The following is a 21227-nucleotide window of genomic DNA, read 5'->3' as shown; positions in this document are numbered from 1 at the left end:
GGAAGAAGCGGAAAGCCAGCAGTCGCGGGGGTGACTGCTGGCTTTCCCATTTTAGAACGCGATTGACCATCGAAAGTGCCAAGCGACACCGCCTTGAAGCGGCATGCTAGGCTCACCATCGTTATGGGCCGGAGATGGTAAATGTCGAAGAGCAAGCGCAAAGACAAAAAACACGAAAGGCTGGAAGACGAGCCGCTGCCAGACGAGGCTGCTACCGCTATGTCGATCCATAACGGCGGCATGGACGAGACGTTCGAGCACACGTCGCCGTTGCCGAAGGGTTTCTCTCTCGCTGATCCAAAACTTCCGAAGGAAATCGAAGACGCCGCCATGCGTTCCGGCGGCTATCCCTATGACAAGCGCATGAAGCGCGAGGACTACGAAGAGCGGCTTCTTGCGCTCCAGATCGAGCTGATGAAGCTGCAAAGGTACAATCTCAAGGTCGGCAATCGCATTCTGTGCCTCTACGAAGGCCGCGACGGCTCCGGCAAAGGCTCGTGCATCAAAGCATTCAACGAGCACATGAACCCGCGCAACACGCGCACCGTCGCTCTGCCCAAGCCCACCGAAACCGAACGCGGACAACTCTACTTCCAACGCTATGCCGTGCATCTGCCGACTGCGGGCGAAGTCGTGCTATTCGACCGCTCCTGGTACAATCGCGCCGGCGTCGAGCGCGTGATGGGCTTCTGCACCGAAGACCAACTCGCCGTTTTCCTGCGCGAGGCGCCCGAATTCGAAGGCCTGCTCGTCCGCGACGGCATCAAGCTCTTCAAGTTTTATCTCACCATCGGCCGCGAAATGCAGATCGAGCGCTTCCACGACCGCGCGCAAGATCCGCTGAAACAGTGGAAGCTGTCGCCGGTCGATATGGCCTCGCTCAACCGCTATGACGATTACACTCGCGCCGAGGTCGAGATGTTCCGCTTCACCCACACCGCGATTGCACCCTGGGTCGTCGTTCGCGCCAACGACCAGCGCCGCGCCCGCCTCGAAACCATCCGTCATGTGCTGCTGGCGATCGACTACGAAGACCGCGATCTCGACGCCATCGGCAAGCACGACCCGCAGATCATCGGCTCCGGCCCGGAGTTCTTCCATCCGCAAGTCGAAAAAGCAGGCGACTAAACCTAACTAGCTCGGCCCGAACGCAGATGAGACTTATGCTTTTTTAAAATGATCCACGCGCGTGTAAGTAGCAGTGACTTCCATGTGATGACCCAACGCGCGGACTTTATATTTTGTAAAATATCCGGTTGACCAATGCGCCGCGAATTCCAAAACTTCGCCTTCGAACTTCACGTCATATATTTCGGCGTTTTCTGAGTCATTGGTATCAGTCGCCCTTACACTAATTCGCTGACCAGGCACCCACTCAATTTCGATCGCGACCCACGTGGACCATTCATCCATGCAGATCCAGCGTCCGAGCAGCCTTGAAAGTGGTTCCGACGCGCCAGCTATCGTATCGCCGGTCATTTGAATTTCCTTTCTCGCGCTGCCGTGCACACCTTTTTCACACCTTAGCCGGACTTGACCCGGCCATCCAGAACTGCGGGTAAGATCCTTGAGTGTGTGCTCCAGGAAGGCCGCCTCCAAGGCGTCAATGACGTGATCGAGCGAGACGTTTCCTCGTGGAGGACAATTCGAATGCTATCTATCGCACCAGCAGGATCGGCGCGCGCGCGACGACGGACGCACGCGACAGCTCGCGTCCGTCCGCAATGGCCGCCCCGCCGAACACGGCGATGACGAGGCTCGGCCGCAGCCGCGCAACGACTTCCGTCAGCGCTTCCGGCACGCCGAACGTCGGCCCGACCTCTTCGAACACGACAGGCACATGGAATTCGAGCGCGATCAGCCGCGACTGCGCTTCGATCTCGGCATAAGACTCGGCCGTATCGGCGCCGATGACGACATGCACCGGCCCGCGCGGACCCGACAGCCGCTCGGCCGCCCGCAGCATCGACGTCAAACGTTCGGCATCTTCGACGATTACGACCACGCGCGGCTGTTTCGTTCGCTGCGGTCCGCAGAGCAGAAAGCCGGTCGCACCGCTGACGTTCGCAAGCAGCGTCCCGATGACGTTATCGCTGCCCGACACCGGCATCCGCCCCAGCGCAACGATATTCCAAGGGCCGCGTTCAACGCACATTTCGGAAATCCGGTCGACGGCATCGCCGCTGGCCAAGGCATGCCGCACCCGAACGCCGTGCGCCGCGCCCACATTGTCAACCGCCCGGCGGCACCGCGTCACCAGAAGCTCGAAGCGGTGATCATGCTCGGAGAAATCGCGGCGACCTGAGGCACCGGAAGGCGCGATAACGCGGATCGGCACATCCTCGGTCAAGCCGCTGCTGGCATCCGCAATGACGACTGTTTCAATCTCGGCGCCATAAGCTGCCGCGAGGCGCACCGGAGCCTCAAGCCGAGACGCCGGATATTCGGCTTCCGGATCGAGCCAGAGCACGACCCGCCCGCTCAGTTCCGATGCTTCGGCGACGTGGGCGATCACGGCGTATCGCCATCGGCGCGGCGGGCGAGCGCTGCGTTGAGATCGGCCACGCGAATTTGCGACGCCGAGTGATCTGCGGCGATGGCATCGGCTTCTTGCAGCAGATGCAGAAGCTGAATGCCGGCAAGCGACACACGCCCGCCACCGCGACGAACAGCGTCCTTATAGATAAGCGGCGCTACACCGGCGTTGATCGGGCGAAGACCATGATCGACCGCCAGCCGCGCCGCGCCTTTCGCGAACTCGTCCTCGCTGAGCTCCGACATCGGCACCGTGTCTGCGAGCTTTGCGACGTGCGGAAAATATCGCGCAATACCGGGCTCAATGGCTTCGAGCTTCGACCACGACTGCGCATCCGAGACCAGCACGACGGTCGCAGCAAACGGCATCGGATCAATCTTTACGCCGACGCCCGGCGCACTGAGTGGAGAAATTTGCTTGCTGCGGATTGCAGCACTGAGCACCAGCCAAGCCGCCGGATCGGCCGCGAGCCGCCACGCCTCAACGATGACGATTCCCGACCCGGCGCGCATCAAGTGGCCGGGAAGAAGAACAGGAAACCCCAGCGCATCGCGGCTGACCTCGCCGAGCAGATCGGTTGCCGACGCCTGCCGCGCAATGACGACTTTACTCGGCACTGTCGGATCGACGAGTTGCACGTCCTCGGAATCGAGAAAAATGACCGGCGCGAAAGTCTCGGTCCCTGCATGGCGTGTGGCCGCCGAAAGAAACGCCTCTTCGATAGCATCGAGCGCCGCACCGATGGAAAGCCCATCGGCATAAGCGCGCCGAACGGCAGCCAAGCCCGGACGCAATGTCCTGAGCGCCGCTTGACGAATGAGCACGTCATGCTTCTCGCTGGCTTCGAATTCGGCGTCCGGCAACGTCGCGACGATCGACTGCAACTCGTCTTCGAGCACCGTGATCTTCGCTTCGACGTTGCGTTTCAAAGCTTCCGGCAGCGCCCGAAAAACATCCGAGCGCACGACGCGCCCTTCATGCATCGGCGCCAGCACGTAGCCGTCGAGAGATTTCACGACCGCAATGTTCTGCGCTTCAGCCCGGCGACGAATGGATTCGACCGCGCGCTCGCTGCGATAGCGCATGTCTTCTTCGAGGAGATCGAGACTGATGCGGTGCTCTTCGCTTTTTAGATAACGTCCAAACGCCGCGCACGCTTTGTCGAGCGTAATTCTCGTATCGCGTCGGAACCGCGCGCCTTCGCCCGGCGGCAACTCGAACCCTTTAGCTCGCGACGGCGCGTTGGGATCCACCACGAAGATCCAGTCGGCGGCAGGCGCACGATCCACTTCGGTGCCGAGCGCTTCCGCGAGTTCCAATCGGCCGGTGCCCGGCTCGCCCAGGATGAGCAGATGTTCGCCGCGACCGGCGCCGAGCGCCGCGCGAATTTTGCCGATGGCTCGTTTCTGTCCGAAGAAATGCGTCTGCTCGACCGGCTTGATCTGCGCCAGATCGCGCGCGGGCGTCTCCGTGACGGAGCGCTGATCCTTTGCCGCGCCACGCTCGCCAGTAGGCGCAACATCCGCGAGGCGATCAGCAAGCCGACTGGTCACGAGCGTCACCACATTGGTTGATGCTTCGGCCTCGATGGTATCAACTGTGTCCACCGCGACCTCCGCCGCAGGCTGCTCAGCTGCTGCCTGCTTGACGGTAGTGATCGGTGGCGGCGTTTCCGCTTCGACTGTGACCGGCGCCTCGGCCTTCTTCTCCGATCTGTTGCGCCAGAAGACCATTCGCACGCTCTCCCCCCGGGGACCCTATCCCCTCGAACGACGTTTTGGACGACCAAGAGGCCGTCCCCGCTGCCAGCTTGTCTGCAACAGTCGCACGGTCATAATGGCGGGACCATGACCGACGGTTCCTCTTCCTCAACGAATCCTTTTCAGCCTGTCCCGAATACGGACAGCGCGGCGACCGAGGTCGTGCGCAACTACGAGCGGGCACGTGCAATCCTGCGCGGCACGCAGCGCCTGCTGCGCACGCTCAACTTCGAAAGTTTGCACGAGATCACACTCGGTAACGGCCGTCGCGCCGACGTTCTCGCTATCGGACGCAACGGCGAGATCTGGATCGTAGAGATCAAGTCGAGCATTGCCGACTTCCGCGCCGATCAGAAATGGCCGGAGTACCGTGAGTACTGCGATGCGCTGCTCTTTGCGGTGGCGCCCGATTTTCCATCGGAGATCCTGCCGCCCGATACCGGGCTTATTCTCGCTGACGCCTATGCTGGAGATTTGGTGCGTCCGCCGCCACCGCATCCGCTGACGGCCGCGCGGCGGAAGGCGTTAACGATAGCGATCGCGCGCACGGCGTCGATGCGTCTGCTGGCGCAGATCGACCCCGGCCTCGCGATCGAATAAGTCGTGTGAGGTAGCAGTTGCGAAAGCGGCGCGCTTACTTCGGCGCGCGCTTCGCCAAAATCCGCTGCAGCGTGCGGCGATGCATGTTGAGCCGGCGTGCCGTCTCCGAGACATTGCGATTGCAAAGCTCATAGACGCGCTGAATGTGTTCCCAGCGCACGCGATCGGCCGACATCGGGTTTTCCGGCGGCGGCGCCTTCGCGTCCGTCGGCGCCAGAAGCGCGTCCGTCACGTCGTCGGCATCGGCAGGCTTCGCGAGATAATCGACAGCGCCGAGTTTCACAGCCGAAACAGCTGTCGCGATGTTGCCGTAACCCGTCAGCACGATAGCGCGCGAATCGGGACGAGCCTTCGCCAGTTCGGCAATGACGTCGAGGCCCGAACCATCCTCAAGACGCATATCGACAACGGCGAAAGCCGGAGCCTTCTCGCGGATCAGATCGACGCCTTCCGCAACCGAGTGGCCAAAGCGGACTTCGAAGCCGCGAAGCTCCATTGCGCGCGCCAGACGTTGCAAGAAGGACCGGTCGTCATCGACGATGACCAACGAACGGTCGGCCGGCAATTCATCCTGCTTAAAAGACAGGTCTTCGGTAACCAAGGGAGCCTCCCGCATCACGGTTTATCCGTTAGCTTTTTTCATGACAGGCCATATTTCTTATGCGGCCTAAAGGGCTAACGTCCCTTAAGCAAGCAAAAAGCAACCCGAAAGGTTACTTCGCGGGCAATAAAAGACAGGGCTTTAGCGGCAAATTGCCCGTCTAGGCCGCATTTAGAGGCATACCACGCCGTCCCGGCCAATTGAAGGCCCCCGGCGGCAGCTCGAACGCCGTTCTTGGCCAAGAAATCTGGATGTTAGCCCCCCGGCGCGGAGGCGACAGGTTTGAAAACGTCACCGTTGCCCCCGACCGCTCCAGCAAGGTCTTGGCGATGAAAAGCCCGAGCCCGAGGCCTGAATGGCCGTGCTCGCCTTTATCCTCATAACGTCGAGAAGTGACGTAGGGCTCGCCGATCGAGTCCATCATTTCCGGCGCGAAGCCCGGACCATCGTCCGTGATCGTGAAGTAAACGTGCGAGCCGTTCCAGCGCGCCGATAGTTGCACCTCCGACTGCGCAAAGCTCACGGCGTTCTCAATGAGGTTGCCGAGGCCGTAGATCACACCCGGTCGCCGGTGCGCGACAGGTTCGATCCGCACTTCGTCGTCGAGTCCGGGCAGCGGATTGGCCGAGATGATGATGCGCTTGCCCGCGGACCGATGCGCCGCCGAAGCTTCTTCGAGAAGCTCGACAACGGTCAGGCTCGCATGCATCGGATCCTGCTCGTCGGGCTTGCGCGTTAGCTTCTGCAGAATTTCACGGCACCGCCGCGCCTGGCTGTGCAAGAGCTGAAGATCTTCGCGATATGGGCTGTCCTTGCCGAGCTCGTATTCGAGCTCCTTCGAAACCAGAACGATCGTCGACAGCGGCGTACCGAGTTCATGGGCCGCCGCAGCCGCCAGGCCATCGAGCGCGTGCAGGCGCTGTTCGCTCGCGAGAACCATGTCGGTTGCGGCAAGCGCCGCCGACATCTGTCGCGATTCCTTGTTCAATCGCCACGTGAAAAAGGCCATGAAGCCCATCGTCGAGATCAGCGCGATCAACGCACCGACCTTATAATCTCGTGGCAGATCGAACCGCATGCCCTGGTACCACGGCAACGGATAGTGATGGCTGATGAGCAGCGTTCCGGCGGCGATCACCATCGCGCCGAGAAAAAGCGTGTAACGTGGCGGCAGCGTCGCCGATGCGACCGTGATCGGCGCAACCAGCAAAACCGCGAAGGGATTCTGGATCCCGCCCGTCAGATACAAAAGCCCTGCGAGCTGCAACACATCGTAAACGAGCAGCGCAAAGGCGAAGTGTGTCGTCAAACGATGGCGCGCCGGATAGCGAATGGACAGGAACACGTTGAGCCATGCCGACGCCGCAATCAGCACGAGACAACTGCCGATATTCAAAGGAAAACCGTAAAGCAGTGTCACGGCGGAGATCGCGCCGAGCTGCCCAAGCACCGCCACCCATCTCAGGCGAACGCTGGTGACGAGCCGCAATTGACTCTCGCGCTCGTTGACGATGCCTTTCAGAAGCTGCCCCGCCGGAGGGCCATCCATTGACGTGCTCATAAACGCAATGATCCAATGTTGAATGTCGTGACTTCACGTCGCACGGTCGTCACGTATGCGCTCGCGCTATGAACGCAACTGCAGAATATTTAGCATTGCTAGAAGCGCGGTTGTAGCCCATGTCAGGGTTACCCCACTCGCCCGGATGGGGCTTGGCCCATCGTGAAACCATAAAGGTCCCGCGAAAAGCATCCGACCCGCGATGAGAGCGATGCCTGCCGCATGCAGCACTATCTTGTCGCCGCCGTTGAGTTCATAGAGAGCCATGAGCAGCGCACAGAGGGGAATGTTTTCGACGGTGTTGCCGTGTATGCGGACCATGCGCTTCAACACGTTCTGTCCACCATCACCGAGCATCACGCCGTATCGGAAACGGTGCACCGTAACGTTGATCCCCATTGCAACGATAATGAGAGCCAGGATGCCGGAGTAGAGGGCTGTAATCGCAACGGGCATGTCGAGACCTTTGCTTGCGGGTTGCGAGCGAAGGGCCGCCCCATCGATGCGGCGACTTCGGCGCCTGATAACATTTCTAGCCAATGCGAGTTGGAGACATCAAGATTATGAATCGCACGACGATAGCTCTCGCCTTTGCCGGCTTGCTGACCGGCACGGCGCTCGGATTTATTGCACTCAGAAGTCCGAGTTCGACGATCGAAGGTCAGTCGACCGTCTCCGGGCGCCCCTCCGTCGGCGGACCGTTCAGCTTGATCGACAACACCGGCAAGCGCGTAACCGACAAGGACTACCTCGGCCGCTACATGCTGGTGTTCTTCGGTTACACAAACTGCCCGGACATCTGCCCCGCAGGCCTGCAAGTGATGTCCGCCGCACTCGACAAGCTCGGCAAGCGCGCCGACGACATCGTGCCGATCTTCATCACACTGGACCCTGCTCAGGATACGCCCGAGAAGATGGCGACATACGTTAAGGCGTTCAGTCCGCGTCTTGTTGGTCTCACCGGGACAGAAAGCGAAATCGCAGCGACTGCGAAGGCTTATCGCGTCTATTATCAGAAAGTCGCCGATGAAAAGGATCCCAAGAGCTACACCATCGATCACTCCGCGATCTTTTATTTGATGGGGAAAGATGGAAAACTGCTCGCGCCGATCCCGCATACGAACGATGTCGATCAGCTCGTTGCTTCGTTGGACAGGGCACTTCCGCAGTGAGCAAGCGGCGATTCGTTCCTGAGACCCGCGGGCCACACTTTCACATGCTGGAACATCCCTGTGACATTGCATCTGGAGCGACGACGAGAACCTTGATAGGTCATCATCGTGCTGTATTGATCAACCATTCGCGATCGGCACTTCGTTGCATCACTTGGATGCGCGTCGGCTTTAGGGGGCAGAGCGCATGAGGATCATGAACGGACGGCGCGCCATCGACTTGAGTTCCAAAACACGATCCGTCCGCCTCGAAGACATCGGTGCGCAGTTGGAAGTGCGTCGTCATCCCGGCGCCCGGCGTCTTACGCTCCGCGTAAGTCGCACGCGCCGCGCCGTGATCGTCACGCTGCCACTGCAATGCGATCTCGACGAAGCGGGCACCTTCCTCAATCGCCACATCGATTGGGTTCGCGCCCGCCTCGACAGCTTGCCGAACCATGTGCCGTTCGAGCACGCCGCCGCCATGCCGCTGCGCGGCGTTCCGCACACGATTACCTTCTCAGGCCAAAAGCGCTCACGCATCATCGCCATCGACAAGCGTGGCGCGCATCCATCGATTGTCGTTCCTGGCGACGAAGACTTGGCGCCCAACCGTTTGACGCGCTGGCTTTTCGAGGAAGCCAAACGCGATCTCGCAGCGAGCGTCGAAAAACACACGCGTCCGCTATCGCTCCAGGCCAAGCGCATTGCGATCCGCGATCAAACGAGCCGCTGGGGTTCGTGCTCGACGACCGGCGCGTTGTCGTTCTCGTGGCGCCTGATCCTCGCGCCTCCATTCGTGCTCGATTACGTCGCCGCGCACGAGGTGGCCCATCTCATCGAGATGAATCACGGCCCACGCTTCTGGGCGCTCGTCAAAAAGATCTGTCCGGATTTCGAAAGCGCCAAGCAATGGTTGCAGGTGCTCGGTCCCGATCTTCACCGCTACGGCCCTGCCCACTGTCGCGGACACTGACAGGGCATCCCGGCGTCACCACCAATTGCTGAATGGAAAGGCGCCGCTTTGCGGCGTCGATGAGTCCGGCGCAGCGACTTGCGCGGCATGACTGCTGCCATTCGCCGGCGATGACGCCAGAGCTTTCTCGATGAAGTCTTCGCCGATGCTGTTGGCCGGATGCGATGCATTCGGCGCGGCGAGCGACACCGAAGTCGCCGAATAGGGCTGCTGTACCAAAGCGCCCGGACGACGCTGCCATGGCAGAATTTCTGGCGCTTCGACCACACGCGGCAGCCGGTTCGCAAGGCCGCCCCATGTCGCCGCTTCGACCTGGGGGTTCGCGACAACGGTTCCCGGCAACAACAGCGGCGGCAAGCCTTCGTCGGCAACGCGCATCACCTGCCGCCAGATCTCGGCGGGCAGACTGCCGCCCGTCGCGCGGTTCATCGACTTGCCGTTATCATTGCCAACCCAGACGCCTGCCGCAAACTGTGCCGTGTATCCCATGAACCAGGCATCGCGGAAATCCTGCGTCGTGCCGGTCTTGCCCGCCGCAGGCCGATCGGGAAGTGCGGCGCGCCGTCCGGTGCCGTAATCGACGGCCGCATTCAGGATGTCGTTCAGCGCGCCGATGCGGTCCGCCTCTGGGATGCGCGCGTTCTGCGGCGGCTCGTATTCGTAGAGCACACGGCCGCGGCTCGTCGTGATCCGCGTGATGACGTGCGGCGTGACCACGTATCCGCCATTCGAGAACGCCGCATAAGCACCCGCCATTTCAAGCAGCGTCACTTCCGACGTCCCGAGCGCGAGCGACGGACCATCATGCAGCTCGGACTTGATGCCGAGCCGCTGCGCCAGATCGACGGCCGTGCCGCGCCCGATCGCCTGATTGAGGCGCACCGCAACGGTGTTGATCGACTGCGCAATCGCGCGCCGGATCGGAACCGGCCCTGCGTACTTCCCGTCGTCGTTCTTCGGCGACCACCCGCCGATCGTGATCGGCGCATCATTGACGATCGTGTCGGGCGACATGCCCTTGTTCAACGCGGCGAGATAGATGAACGGCTTGAACGCCGACCCCGGCTGTCGCTTGCCCCTGATGACGCGATTGAACTGGCTGCCGGCATAATCACGGCCACCGACCATCACACGCACACCGCCGCTGCCGTCGAGCAGCGTCATCGCCGCTTGGCTCGCACCGTAGGCCTCGCCTTTCCGTGCCAGCGTATCCGCGACGGTCTCTTGCGCGCGCCGCTGAAGATTTTTATCAACGGTCGTCTCGACGATGAGATCGGCCTGTTCGTCCTCGCTGACCGCAGCCGGCAACTGATCGAGAACCCAATCGACGACATAGCCCGCGTCTGCCGCCGTCTGCTCGATCTTCTGTTCGTTGAACACCAGCGTCTGCGCCAGCGCCTGCGTCTCCTGCGCTTCGGAGATGAAGCCGGCATCAAACATCTTGGTAATGACAACGCGCGCCCGCGCGCGGGCAGCGCCAGGGCTCGCCGACGGCGAATATTTCGAAGGCGCCTTCAGAAGCCCGGCAATCATCGCCGCTTCCGGGATCGTCAGTTCGCTCGCAGGTTTATTGAGATACCGCTCGCTTGCCGCCTCCACGCCATATGCGCCGCTACCGAAATAGACTTGGTTCAAGTAGAGTTCCAAAATCTCCGGCTTCGTCAAACGAACCTCGAGCCACAGCGCCAGCCCAAGCTCGGCGATCTTGCGTGACAGCGTTCGGTCTTGCGTCAGAAACAAATTCTTCGCGAGCTGCTGCGTCAGCGTCGAACCGCCTTGCGCGAACCGCCCGGCGCGCAAGTTCGCAAACATCGCCCGCAGCATGCCAGCCGGATCGACACCGTAATGATCGAAAAAGCGCCGGTCTTCTGTTGCAACGACTGCCGCAGGCAACGCTTTGGCCATTTTTTCGAGCGGGATGTATTCATGCGGCGCACCACGCACGGCGAGCACCGTTCCGTCGCGCGCCAGGATCCGGATGAGCGGTGCATGGCCGGAGGCACGCAGCGCCAGCGGGTCCGGAAAAACAACGGTGTAATAGACCATCATGAATGCGAAGGTCAGCATCAACAGACCGGTGCCCAGAACCGCACCGCCGATTGCGACGCGATATTTCAGCGTCAGCCGAGGCGCGCGTTTCTGTTTCGGTCGCGAAGCCGCTTGCACAGCCTGAACAGGCTTGTCGGCCCCACCCGCACCGAACGCCCGCGTCGCAACGGACTGAAACGACGCCGGAAGCGTCGGCTCGGGCGCCGCAGCTGGCTTGCGCCGCGGTCCGAACAGAATCCTGCGGACCAGCCACAACACAAAACCCAGAGCTGCTGCGATGGCACGCAACACCGTCAATTCCTTTGAAGGCGGAGCCCCCTCCCCTGCACTGCGTCGGTGGCACCAGTCCGACGCAGATCGTCTGTGAAACTGTTACAGAAGGTTGGCTAAAGCCGCGTTAAGTTCGCGCATCGCGAGCGCTCAGCGCTTAAACATCCGAACGCGGACGGCCAAGTTGTAGGCACGCAAAATTTCTGCATACGGACGAGCGAGCGAAATGCCCAGTGGCGCGTGGCGTTCCGGGCCGTCATACTCTTACCAACTGTTAAGGAGAGGTGATGTCGGCTGCGGGAAATCTGGCGAACTACAAAGATGCGCTTTTGGTTTTGGGCACGGCTGGTGTCGTCGTGCCGCTATTGCATCGCTATGGCGTCAGTACCGTTCTCGCTTTCCTCCTCTCAGGCGCGTTCCTCAGTCCCGGCGGCCTCGGCGCCCTGACGCCCTACATTCCGCATCTCGATTGGCTGACGATCACCGATCCCGAACGACTTGCAAAATTTGCCGAGTGGGGCGTCGTCTTTCTGCTCTTCATCATCGGCCTTGAGCTGTCGTTTGAACGCCTTTCAACGATGCGTCGCTTGGTCTTCGGCCTCGGCGCATCGCAAGTCGTTGTTTCGGCGGCCCTAATCGGACTGGTCGCCTACCTGTTGGGTCAGCCGCCGGTCATCGCCCTCGTCATCGGCGCCGCGCTGTGCCTGTCGTCGACCGCGATCGTCATCGAAATGCTGGCGAACCAGAAGCGGCTCGCAACCTCCGTCGGCCGAACGAGCTTCTCGATCCTGTTGTTCCAAGACCTCGCCGTCGTTCCGATCCTGATCTTGATCAGCATATTGGAGCCCGGCAACAAAGGCTCGCTTCTCGCCGGCATCCTAATGGCCGTCGTGCAGGCTGCAGCAGCGCTCGTCGCGATCGTCGGCGTCGGCCGCTACGTTCTTCAGCCGCTATTCCGCGTCGTCGCGCAGACACACAACGAAGACCTGTTCATCGCCACCACGCTCTTCGTTGCCGTCAGCACCGCATTCGTCACCGCCGCGGCAGGCTTGTCTCTCGCACTCGGCGCATTCGTCGCCGGTTTGCTGTTAGCCGAAACCGAATATCGCCGCGCCGTGCAGACGACGGTCGAGCCGATCAAATCGCTTCTGCTCGGCGTCTTCTTCTTTTCGGTCGGCTCGCAACTCGATCTAAAAGCCATGGTTGCGGCGCCCGGAGCTATTTTTGCAGCGACAGTCGGGCTACTCACCCTGCAAGCCGTAATCATCTACGGCCTCTCGCGCCTCTTTGGCGTTGCCCGCGGCGCAGCCCTCGAAACAGCGGCACTGCTGGCGCCCGGCGGCGAATTCGCGTTCGTCATACTGACGCTCGCCTTGGAATCGCACCTCGTCAGCCGCGAATTGACGAGCATCCTGCTAACATCCGTCTCGCTGACGATGGCGTTAATCCCGGCTTGCGCCAAGCTCGGCCGCTGGCTGGCGAAACGCAACGCCCCTCCTGCGGCCGTCGATCCGGCGCTCACCGTAACGCCCGCCGGCGAAGGTAACATCAAAGCGCTCGTCGTCGGCTACGGCCGCGTCGGTCAACTGATCGGCGACCTGCTGGCCGAGCACAAAATTCGCTATATCGCCGTCGACCGCGCCCCGAGCCTCGTTGCCAACGCCCGGCGCGAAGGCAAGCCGGTCTATTTCGGCGACGTCCGCAACGTCGAATTTCTTGAACATTGCGGTCTCGACACCGCCAAGGCCGCGATTATCACCATCCACACGCAGCCCGAGATCGACGCCATCGTGAAGGCGCTGCGAACGCGTCACCCGAACCTGCTCATCGTCTCGCGCGCCAAGGATGCAAGCCACGCTCGCCACCTCTACGACATCGGCGTCAACGACGCCGTGCCCGAGACGATCGAAGCAAGTCTTCAGCTATCGGAATCGGCGCTCGTCGGCCTCGGCATTCCGACCGGACTCGTCATCGCATCGATCCACGAAAAACGCGACGAGTTCCGCGCCGAACTCCAAGGCGCCGCCAAGAAAGCAGGCACCGAAACCCACGCCCTTCCCGGCCGCAAAAGGGTCTAGTCGTATGTCATCCTCGGGCTTGTCCCGAGGATCCATCAAGCACCCGCGCAGAATGAACGATCTAACCCGTCACCGATTGAGCCAGTTCGCGGGCGTAGTCTCCCACCCCTCGAAGCGTTCGGTGACGTTTCGAACGATTGCGTGGTGATCCCGACTGTCTTCGATCGTAAACAGGCGAGATTTGCGATCAACTTTCTCGATATTGCCGCTGACATATTCGACGAAATCGTCGGTCAATGAAAACTCGCCCTCTTGAAAGGTTTGAGAAGAACACTGCCGCTTTCCTGGAAAAACGACTTGAATGCAGTTTTCGACGACCAGTTTCGAACCGTTCAGGGAAAGTGACGTTTCAAAACCCACGTAACTTTCCGCAACCCCGATACGGTAGAAAAAAGGCCCATAAGTCTCCGCCGACGCGGAAAAACTGCAGATCAAAACCAGGAGCAAAAATCCGAGTGTCCCCGCCGATGCGAGTGAGCGATACCTCCACTCACACATCAAGGTTCGAAACGTTGAGCGCATTTTCCTGGATGAAGTCGCGGCGCGGCTCGACGACATCGCCCATCAGCTTGGCGAAAATTTCGTCGGCTTCTGCCAGATCGCCGACCTTCACCTGCAAGAGCGTGCGGACGTCCGGGTCGAGAGTCGTCTCCCAGAGTTGCTCCGGATTCATCTCGCCCAGACCTTTGTAGCGCTGCAGATCGAGCCCCTTGCGGCCTGTCTCGTAAACGGCTTCGAGCAGCGAGCGCGGCCCGGTGATGATGTCCGTCTTGTCCTTGCGCTTGAGCTTCGCGGGCGTCTCGTAAACTTCGACGAGATGCGCGTGCCGTTCGTTAATGCGCCGCGCATCGAGCGAGCCGAGCAACGCCCGGTCGAGGAAGTGCACTTCCGTCACGCCGCGCACTTCGCGCTTAAAGACATAGCCGTCGTTGCCGTAGCGGCCTTCCCAGCCGGTTTCCATCTCTTCCGAAATCGCATCGAGCCGCTTCGCGACATGTTCGGCGATGGCGTTTGCCTTTTCGGCCGACGGCGTATTCAGGATCGAGGCATCGAACGCGCCGCCGATGGCGCCCTGCTCGGCCACGTCGCGGTTGTAGCGATGATGCAGCCCATTGATGCCGCCCGCAATCTGCCGCGCCTGCTCGACGATATCGCGTAGATCGCGGCCTGCGCGCTCCGCGCCATCGCCCGTGACGAGAACCGCGTCGGCAAGGCCCTGATCGATCAGGTAATCTTCCAGCGCGCGTTGATCCTTGAGATACGAATGCGACTTGCCCTTCGCCACTTTGTAGAGCGGCGGCTGCGCGATGTAGACATGCCCCTTGTCGACAAGTTCCGGCATCTGCCGATAGAAGAACGTCAACAGCAGCGTTCGGATGTGCGCGCCGTCGACGTCGGCGTCGGTCATGATGATGACCTTGTGATAACGCAGCTTGTCGAGCTTGAACTCGTCGCGTCCGATGCCGGTGCCCAGCGCGCCGATGATGTTCGTCACCTGCTCCGACGACAGCATCTTGTCAGTGCGCGCGCGCTCGACGTTCAGGATTTTACCTCGGATCGGCAGCACGGCCTGAAACTCGCGCTTGCGTCCTTGCTTCGCAGAGCCACCGGCCGAGTCACCCTCGACGATGAAAAGCTCGGTCTTGGACGCGTCGCGATCCTGGCATTCCGCCAAACCGCCCGGCAAACGCAGGCCATCGAGCGCGCCCTTGCGGCGGGTGAGATCACGCGCTTTGCGCGCCGCCTCGCGCGCCAACGCTGCTTCGACGATCTTACCGACGATAACCTTAGCTTCTTTCGGATGCTCTTCGAACCACGCGCCGAGCTGATCGCCAACCGCCGCCTCAACGACCGGACGAACCTCCGATGAGACGAGCTTGTCTTTCGTCTGCGAAGAAAACTTCGGATCCGGCACCTTGACCGAGAGCACGCACGTCAAGCCCTCTCGCGCATCGTCGCCCGAGAGGTTGACCTTCTCTTTCTTCGCAATGCCCGACTCTTCCGCGTATTTGTTGACGATACGCGTCAGCGCGCCGCGGAAACCGGCGAGATGCGTGCCGCCGTCGCGCTGCGGGATGTTGTTCGTGAAGCAGAGCACGGTCTCGTGATAGCTGTCATTCCACCACAGCGCCGCCTCAACGGTGATCCCGTCTTTCTCGGCATTAATCAGGATTGGCTCACTGAGCGCCGACGTCTTCGAGCGGTCGAGATAGCGCACGAACGCAGCCGTGCCGCCGTCGTACATGAATTCCTCACGCTTCACGTCGGCGTGGCGCGCGTCGGTCAACACGATCTTCGCGCCGGAGTTGAGAAACGCCAGTTCGCGCAGGCGATGCTCCAGCGTCGCAAAATCGAATTCCGTCACGTTGTGGAACGTCTCGGTGCTCGGCAGGAACGAGACTTCCGTGCCGCGCTCCTCGCCCGCATCGCCGACGACCTTCAGCGGCGCAACAGCGTTGCCGTTGTGAAATTCGATGAAGTGCTCTTTGCCGTCGCGCCAGACGCGACACTTGAGCCACGTCGACAGCGCGTTTACGACCGACACGCCGACGCCGTGCAGACCACCCGACACCTTGTAGGAGTTCTGGTCGAACTTGCCGCCCGCATGCAGCTCGGTGAAAACGATTTCCGTCGCCGAGCGCTTCGGATCGTGATCGTCGTCGCGCTTGATGCCGGTCGGAATACCGCGGCCATCGTCGCGCACCGTGCACGAGCCGTCGGGATTCAGCGTCACCATGCACGACTTCGCATGACCGGCGAGAACCTCGTCGATCCCGTTGTCGACCACTTCGTAAATCATGTGATGCAGACCCGAACCGTCATCGGTGTCGCCGATGTACATGCCGGGGCGTTTTCTAACCGCGTCGAGCCCCTTCAGCATCTTGATGCTGTCTTCGCCGTAGTCGTCAGACTCAGGGGTTTTCTTGAGCGGTTGCGCGTTCATTTTTTGGCTTTCTCAGCAGGCGGATATTCGATCGTTTTGTATAGCACAAATCGCCTCGAAAATCCGCACGAAATCGACAGAATTTGAGGCCAAAAAACCTTTGTTTTTCAGCATTTTGGATGTGGCCGTTTGTCCCTGTTGAAGTCGTTACGGAAGGGCTTCGATTTTTCCCTCGTTCACACCCCAGAATCGGGCCTTTTCGGCAAGCGCTGAAAAGGCATCCGCGTCCGTGCCCGTCATCCAGGCTTGCGCGCCGAGCCGCAGGATTTCATCGAAAAGCGCAGCCCTGCGGTGAACGTCCAAGTGTGCCGTGATTTCATCGAGCAGCAGGATCGGCGCAGCGCCTTCCTGTCGCTCCGTCAAAAGCTCAGCGTGCGCCAGAACGAGGCCGAGCAGCAGCGCTTTCTGCTCGCCCGTCGAGGAATGCCGCGCTTCGAGTGCTTTCGGCCCATGCTCGACGATAAGATCCGACCGGTGCGGCCCATCGAGCGTCCGGCCAGCGCCACGGTCGCGTTCGCGCGTGTCGCGCAATGTCTTGGCATACAAATCTTCCGCTTCGACCGCCGACATACCGCTCAGGTCGTCTTCGATTGTCCCTTCGAGCCGGAATGCCGACCAGGGAAACGCCGAGTTCGGATCACGCGCCCGCCGCTTCTCGACGATGGTGCGCATGGCAGCGACCGCTTCGAGCCGCGCCGCTGCAACCGCAATGCCCGTCTCGGCCATCACTTGCTCGAAACCCGAAAGCTGGGCGTTGTCGCGCACGCCATCTGCGAGCAGCCGGTTGCGGCTCGTCATGGCGCGCTCGAAGCGCCCTGCGATCGTTCGGTATCCATGATCAAAACACAGGATCAACCGGTCGAGAAACCGCCGCCGCTCGGATGCCGCGCCCGTGAACAGCCCGTCCATCGCCGGCGTCACCCACACGATTTCGAGGTAATCGGCGAGAATACCCGAGCCCGACTGCGCCACGCCGTCGATCCGCACGATGCGGCCCGTGCGCTCGCCACGCGAATTTGCACCGGGCACTAAACCCGTGCCGAGATCGGCAGGCCCGGCAAGCGTATGCGCTCGCGCCGCAACCGCAAAACCCCCGTCACCCGACGCCCGCGCCAGATCGACGAACGGCACCCGCCTCAATCCTTGGCCCGGAGACAACAGCGATAATGCTTCGAGAAGATTGGTCTTGCCTGACCCGTTCGCGCCGACAATCACCTGCGGCCCGGCATCCGTCGTCACACTCGCCGACGTGTAGCTGCGAAAATTCGTGAGCTGCAGCCGCTCGACCCAGAGTGTCATTCCCCTCCCCCTTGCGGGGAGGGGTTAGGGGTGGGGGTCAAATCATGGGCGCGCGTTCGCAAAACATCGACAACGACATCCATCACACCGTCTATGTTTTCGGCAATGTCGGCGTTCTGAAACCGAAGCACCATGAAGCCTTGGCTCTCAAGATAGCGTTGGCGGCCCAAGTCGTTCGCGAGTTCTTCATCCGTCGAGTGTGTCGCGCCATCGACCTCAATGATAAGCCGATGGGATAAGCAGGCAAAATCAACGATGAATTTGTCGACAGGCACTTGCCTCCGAAAACTTTTGGCCTTCACTGTTTAAAACTCGCAGCCGATACCAAAGTCGGCGCTCGGCGGCAGTGGCATTGTTGCGAAGCTCGCGGGCGCGCTCATTGACCAAATCGCCACCCCACCCCTGCCCCCTCCCCGTCGAGGGGAGGGGAAGCTGGCCGCACCCTCTCCTAGTCAAGGGGAGACGAACTCACGCCGCTGATTAAACCCGCATCGGCATCAGCACGTAGAGCGCGCTGGCGTCGCTGCTGTCGCGCACCATCGTCGGCGAACCGGGATCGGCGAGCAGGAACCGCGCATCCTCGCCTTCGAGCTGATCGGCGATGTCGAGCAGATAGCGAGCGTTGAAACCGATCTCCAGCGGCCCAGCGCTGTAGCCGACCGGAATTTCTTCCGTCGCGCTGCCGCCTTCCGGATTGTTCACCGTCAGGATCAGCTTGTCCTTGCCGACATTGAGCTTCACCGCACGCCCGCGCTCGCTTGCAATCGTCGACACGCGATCGACGGCGCTCTTGAACGACGCGTTCGGGACCTTCATTTCCTTGTCGTTGTTGTGCGGAATGACGCGGCCGTAATCGGGGAACGTACCGTCGATCAGCTTCGACGTCAGCACGACCGAGCCAATCTCGAACCGCACCTTCGTCTGCGACACGCCGACCTTCACTTTCGCGCTCGAATCTTCGAGCAGCCGCGTCAACTCGTGCACCGTTTTGCGCGGAATGATGACGCCCGGCATGCCCTCCGCGCCCTTCGGCAGCGGCAGTTCCACCTGCGCCAGGCGATGACCGTCGGTCGCGACAGCACGCAGCGTCTTCGTGCCGTCCGTCTCAGCCGGATGCAGATAGATGCCATTGAGATAGTAGCGCGTTTCTTCCGTCGAAATTGCGAATTTCGTCTTGTCGATGAGCCGCTTCAAGTCGCCGGCTTCCATCGTGAACTCGTGCCCGATCTCGCCAACCGCGAGATCCGGGAAATCGTCGGCCGACAGCGTCTGCAGGCTGAAGCGCGAATGCCCCGACGTGATCGTCAGACGTTCTTTATCGCCGTCGCGCTTGATCTCGATCTCGGCACCGTCCGGCAACTTGCGCACGATGTCGTGCAGCACATGCGCCGGAACCGTCAGCGTGCCGGGCGCCGAAACCTTGGCACCGACGCTCTCGCTCACCTCGCGTTCGAGATCCGTCGCCTTGAACATCAACGCATCGCCTGCGGCCTTAAGCATGATGTTCGACAAGATCGGGATCGTCGTCCGCCGTTCGACGACGCTTGTGACGTGGCTGAGCGCCTTCAAGAGTTCCCCACGTTCGATCTCGAGACGCATATTTATCCTCAGCTATGGAAGTGTGCATGGAAGCGCGGTCGAAGCCCGCCGCAGCATCTCACGCAAAAGAACGATTTTGGCGCGGACCGCGCCGCTGGGCGGAATCGCCCGTGGAGCCGGATCAGACCCGAAAGAAGCTAGTTTTTCAAGTAAGATGTATGGGTCAGCGCACAATCTGCGTGATACCGCCAATTACGGGCTTATCCCACACGCGGCAAGGCCGGCACTCCAGGGGGATGAAATGCCGGCCCCGCGTCGCATCAGGCCGCAAGGGGTGAAGTTGCGGTCAGTGGTTGAGAAGCCGTTTCAGCTCCTCAAGCTCATCTCCGAGGTTCGGATTCTTGCTGATTTCGCCCTCGATCTTGCGGATCGCGTGCAAAACGGTGGTGTGGTCGCGGCCGCCGAACCGCCGTCCGATTTCCGGCAGCGAACGCGCTGTCAGATGTTTGGCCAGGTACATGCCGATCTGGCGCGGCCAAACGACGGAACGATGACGGCGCTGCGACAGCAGATCGCCCTTCGACACGCCGTAATGCCGGGAAATAATCCGCAGGATATCCTCGATCTTGATCCGGCGCGGCTCAAGGTTCTGCACGAGATCACGGATGACCGTCTCAGCAATGTCGAGCGTGATCGGCGTGCGCATATACTGCCACGTCGCGTAAAGGCGCGTGACCGCCCCTTCGAGCTCGCGGCCGTTCTCCGTCAGGCGCAGCGCCAGGAGATCGACGACATCGCGCGACAGCGAGAAGGACGGATCGGCCGCCTTCTTCTCGGCCAGACGCTTGTCCAGCACCTTGAGGCGAAGCTCATGATCGAGGGACTGAAGCTCGGTGACGAGACCGCGTTGCAGCCGCGACCGCATCCGCTCGTTCAGGCGTTCGATCTGGTTCGGCGCCCGCGCCGAAGCAACGACGACCTGCTTACCGCCGTCGAGCAGTGCATTGATGATGTGATCGAACTCTTGCTCGGTCCGCTCGCCTTGCAGGAATTCGAGGTCGTCGATCAGCAACATGTTGATGTTGCGGAAGCGCTCCTTGAACGCCAGCGGATCAGACGACCGCAGCGCTTCGACGAACTGATAGCGGAAGCGTTCGGCCGTAAGATACAGCACCTGTGCATTCGGCGCACGCTTCTTCACTTCCCAAGCGATGGCATGAAGAAGGTGGCTCTTGCCGAGGCCGACCGCCGAATGGATGTAAAGAGGATTGTAGCCGGGCGCACCCGTTAGGACCGTTTCCGCAACCTGCGTGGCGCCCGCATGCGCCATCCGGTTCGACGCCCCGACGACGAAGCTTTCAAATGTATAGCGCGGATCGAGCGGCGAACCTTCAAGGCCGCCCGCAGACGTCCGCTGGACGGGCAGAACCGGAGCCCGCAGCGGTGCTGCCGGACGCGGCGTCTCGACGTGCGCGATGGGTGCTGGAATGGCAGCGCTGGTGTGCGCGGCGTCTCCGATACGAGCATCCGCCGACCGCTGCGGAACCGCACCGGGCTGCCGCCAAACGACTTCGACGCGCTCGGCCGTTGCGAATTCAACGCGCGAGCAGCGCAGCAAGTGCTCGGAATAGTGTTCTTGAATCCAGTTGCGCACAAACTTGACCGGCACCGAAACCTTGACGATCCGTCCATCGAAGCTTTCGAATTCCAGGCTCTTGAACCAGCTCGAATAGACCTCATCTCCGAGCTGAACCTTGAGCATGGCGCGGACCTTGTGACCACGGCCCTCTACCGCAACCGTCGGCGTCTCGGCGCTGTGCTCATTACCTTGAGACTCTGCCTTTTGTGCTGCCTGCATAGTGA

19 protein-coding genes are annotated in these 21227 nt (G+C 61.2%); 5 read left to right on the top strand and 14 right to left on the bottom strand.

What is annotated here, in order from left to right; genetic code table 11:
• The first annotated feature begins 141 nt into the window (after nt 1–141).
• The gene (gene ppk2 / locus HYPMC_RS00090) at nt 142–1128 is read left to right on the top strand and encodes a polyphosphate kinase 2 (protein ID WP_013945675.1); all 987 of its coding nucleotides are present in this window, start codon (nt 142–144) and stop codon (nt 1126–1128) included.
• Between the two features lie 33 nt (nt 1129–1161).
• On the opposite strand, the gene HYPMC_RS00085 is transcribed toward ppk2, so the two are convergent.
• The 3 genes from HYPMC_RS00085 to HYPMC_RS00075 form a co-directional block, all read right to left on the bottom strand.
• Nucleotides 1162–1479: a hypothetical protein gene (locus tag HYPMC_RS00085; RefSeq protein WP_013945674.1), complete on the bottom strand. Its 318-nt coding sequence runs from the start codon at nt 1477–1479 to the stop codon at nt 1162–1164.
• A 178-nt stretch (nt 1480–1657) separates the two neighbouring features.
• Nucleotides 1658–2515, bottom strand: a complete 858-nt coding sequence (locus HYPMC_RS00080) for a hypothetical protein (protein ID WP_013945673.1) — start codon at nt 2513–2515, stop codon at nt 1658–1660.
• Nucleotides 2512–4269, bottom strand: coding sequence for an AAA family ATPase (locus tag HYPMC_RS00075; protein ID WP_013945672.1), 1758 nt, complete (start codon nt 4267–4269; stop codon nt 2512–2514). The genes HYPMC_RS00080 and HYPMC_RS00075 overlap by 4 nt, the downstream gene beginning before the upstream one ends.
• Before the next feature lie 114 nt (nt 4270–4383).
• Here HYPMC_RS00075 and HYPMC_RS00070 point away from each other — a divergent pair, with 114 nt between their 5' ends.
• Complete coding sequence (locus tag HYPMC_RS00070; protein ID WP_013945671.1) at nt 4384–4896, top strand: MmcB family DNA repair protein; 513 nt, start codon at nt 4384–4386, stop codon at nt 4894–4896.
• A gap of 34 nt (nt 4897–4930) precedes the next feature.
• Here the strand turns inward: HYPMC_RS00070 and HYPMC_RS00065 are convergent, their stop codons facing one another.
• The 3 genes from HYPMC_RS00065 to HYPMC_RS00055 all read right to left on the bottom strand — a co-directional run bounded on the left by HYPMC_RS00065 (nt 4931) and on the right by HYPMC_RS00055 (nt 7514).
• Nucleotides 4931–5512 carry an ActR/PrrA/RegA family redox response regulator transcription factor gene (locus tag HYPMC_RS00065; protein ID WP_013945670.1) on the bottom strand — a complete coding sequence of 194 codons (582 nt, stop codon included), beginning with the start codon at nt 5510–5512 and terminating at the stop codon, nt 4931–4933.
• A gap of 145 nt (nt 5513–5657) precedes the next feature.
• Nucleotides 5658–7058 carry an ActS/PrrB/RegB family redox-sensitive histidine kinase gene (locus HYPMC_RS00060; protein WP_244420945.1) on the bottom strand — a complete coding sequence of 467 codons (1401 nt, stop codon included), beginning with the start codon at nt 7056–7058 and terminating at the stop codon, nt 5658–5660.
• A 66-nt stretch (nt 7059–7124) separates the two neighbouring features.
• On the bottom strand, nt 7125–7514 hold the full coding sequence (locus HYPMC_RS00055) for an MAPEG family protein (RefSeq protein WP_013945668.1): 390 nt from the start codon (nt 7512–7514) through the stop codon (nt 7125–7127).
• 107 nt (nt 7515–7621) lie between these two features.
• Here HYPMC_RS00055 and HYPMC_RS00050 point away from each other — a divergent pair, with 107 nt between their 5' ends.
• Together HYPMC_RS00050 and HYPMC_RS00045 are read left to right on the top strand one after the other, a co-directional pair.
• The gene (locus HYPMC_RS00050) at nt 7622–8230 is read left to right on the top strand and encodes an SCO family protein (RefSeq protein WP_013945667.1); all 609 of its coding nucleotides are present in this window, start codon (nt 7622–7624) and stop codon (nt 8228–8230) included.
• Nucleotides 8231–8417: 187 nt separating this feature from the next.
• Nucleotides 8418–9185, top strand: a complete 768-nt coding sequence (locus HYPMC_RS00045; protein ID WP_013945666.1) for a M48 family metallopeptidase — start codon at nt 8418–8420, stop codon at nt 9183–9185.
• Between the two features lie 15 nt (nt 9186–9200).
• Here HYPMC_RS00045 and HYPMC_RS00040 read toward each other — a convergent pair whose 3' ends face one another.
• Nucleotides 9201–11525, bottom strand: a complete 2325-nt coding sequence (locus tag HYPMC_RS00040; protein ID WP_013945665.1) for a transglycosylase domain-containing protein — start codon at nt 11523–11525, stop codon at nt 9201–9203.
• Nucleotides 11526–11791: 266 nt separating this feature from the next.
• Between HYPMC_RS00040 and HYPMC_RS00035 the strand changes: the two genes are divergently transcribed.
• On the top strand, nt 11792–13582 hold the full coding sequence (locus HYPMC_RS00035) for a cation:proton antiporter (protein ID WP_013945664.1): 1791 nt from the start codon (nt 11792–11794) through the stop codon (nt 13580–13582).
• A 69-nt stretch (nt 13583–13651) separates the two neighbouring features.
• On the opposite strand, the gene HYPMC_RS00030 is transcribed toward HYPMC_RS00035, so the two are convergent.
• The 7 genes from HYPMC_RS00030 to dnaA form a co-directional block, all read right to left on the bottom strand.
• Nucleotides 13652–14029: a hypothetical protein gene (locus tag HYPMC_RS00030; RefSeq protein ID WP_157135372.1), complete on the bottom strand. Its 378-nt coding sequence runs from the start codon at nt 14027–14029 to the stop codon at nt 13652–13654.
• A gap of 43 nt (nt 14030–14072) precedes the next feature.
• Nucleotides 14073–16526, bottom strand: a complete 2454-nt coding sequence (gene gyrB / locus HYPMC_RS00025) for a DNA topoisomerase (ATP-hydrolyzing) subunit B (protein ID WP_013945663.1) — start codon at nt 16524–16526, stop codon at nt 14073–14075.
• 147 nt (nt 16527–16673) lie between these two features.
• Nucleotides 16674–17825: a DNA replication/repair protein RecF gene (recF, locus tag HYPMC_RS00020; protein ID WP_013945662.1), complete on the bottom strand. Its 1152-nt coding sequence runs from the start codon at nt 17823–17825 to the stop codon at nt 16674–16676.
• Nucleotides 17822–18100, bottom strand: coding sequence for an endonuclease domain-containing protein (locus HYPMC_RS23520; protein ID WP_256380092.1), 279 nt, complete (start codon nt 18098–18100; stop codon nt 17822–17824). The genes recF and HYPMC_RS23520 overlap by 4 nt, the downstream gene beginning before the upstream one ends.
• The gene (locus HYPMC_RS24835; protein WP_256380091.1) at nt 18075–18212 is read right to left on the bottom strand and encodes a DUF559 domain-containing protein; all 138 of its coding nucleotides are present in this window, start codon (nt 18210–18212) and stop codon (nt 18075–18077) included. The genes HYPMC_RS23520 and HYPMC_RS24835 overlap by 26 nt, the downstream gene beginning before the upstream one ends.
• A gap of 93 nt (nt 18213–18305) precedes the next feature.
• Nucleotides 18306–19424 carry a DNA polymerase III subunit beta gene (gene dnaN / locus HYPMC_RS00010; protein WP_013945661.1) on the bottom strand — a complete coding sequence of 373 codons (1119 nt, stop codon included), beginning with the start codon at nt 19422–19424 and terminating at the stop codon, nt 18306–18308.
• Nucleotides 19425–19710: 286 nt separating this feature from the next.
• Nucleotides 19711–21126 (bottom strand): chromosomal replication initiator protein DnaA, encoded by a 1416-nt coding sequence (gene dnaA, locus HYPMC_RS00005; RefSeq protein WP_244421076.1) that lies wholly within the window; start codon nt 21124–21126, stop codon nt 19711–19713.
• Nucleotides 21127–21227: the final 101 nt, after the last annotated feature.

Source organism: Hyphomicrobium sp. MC1 (assembly GCF_000253295.1).
In the GTDB taxonomy this organism is placed as follows: Bacteria; Pseudomonadota; Alphaproteobacteria; order Rhizobiales; family Hyphomicrobiaceae; genus Hyphomicrobium_B.
This window is presented reverse-complemented; position numbering and strand designations above follow the sequence as displayed.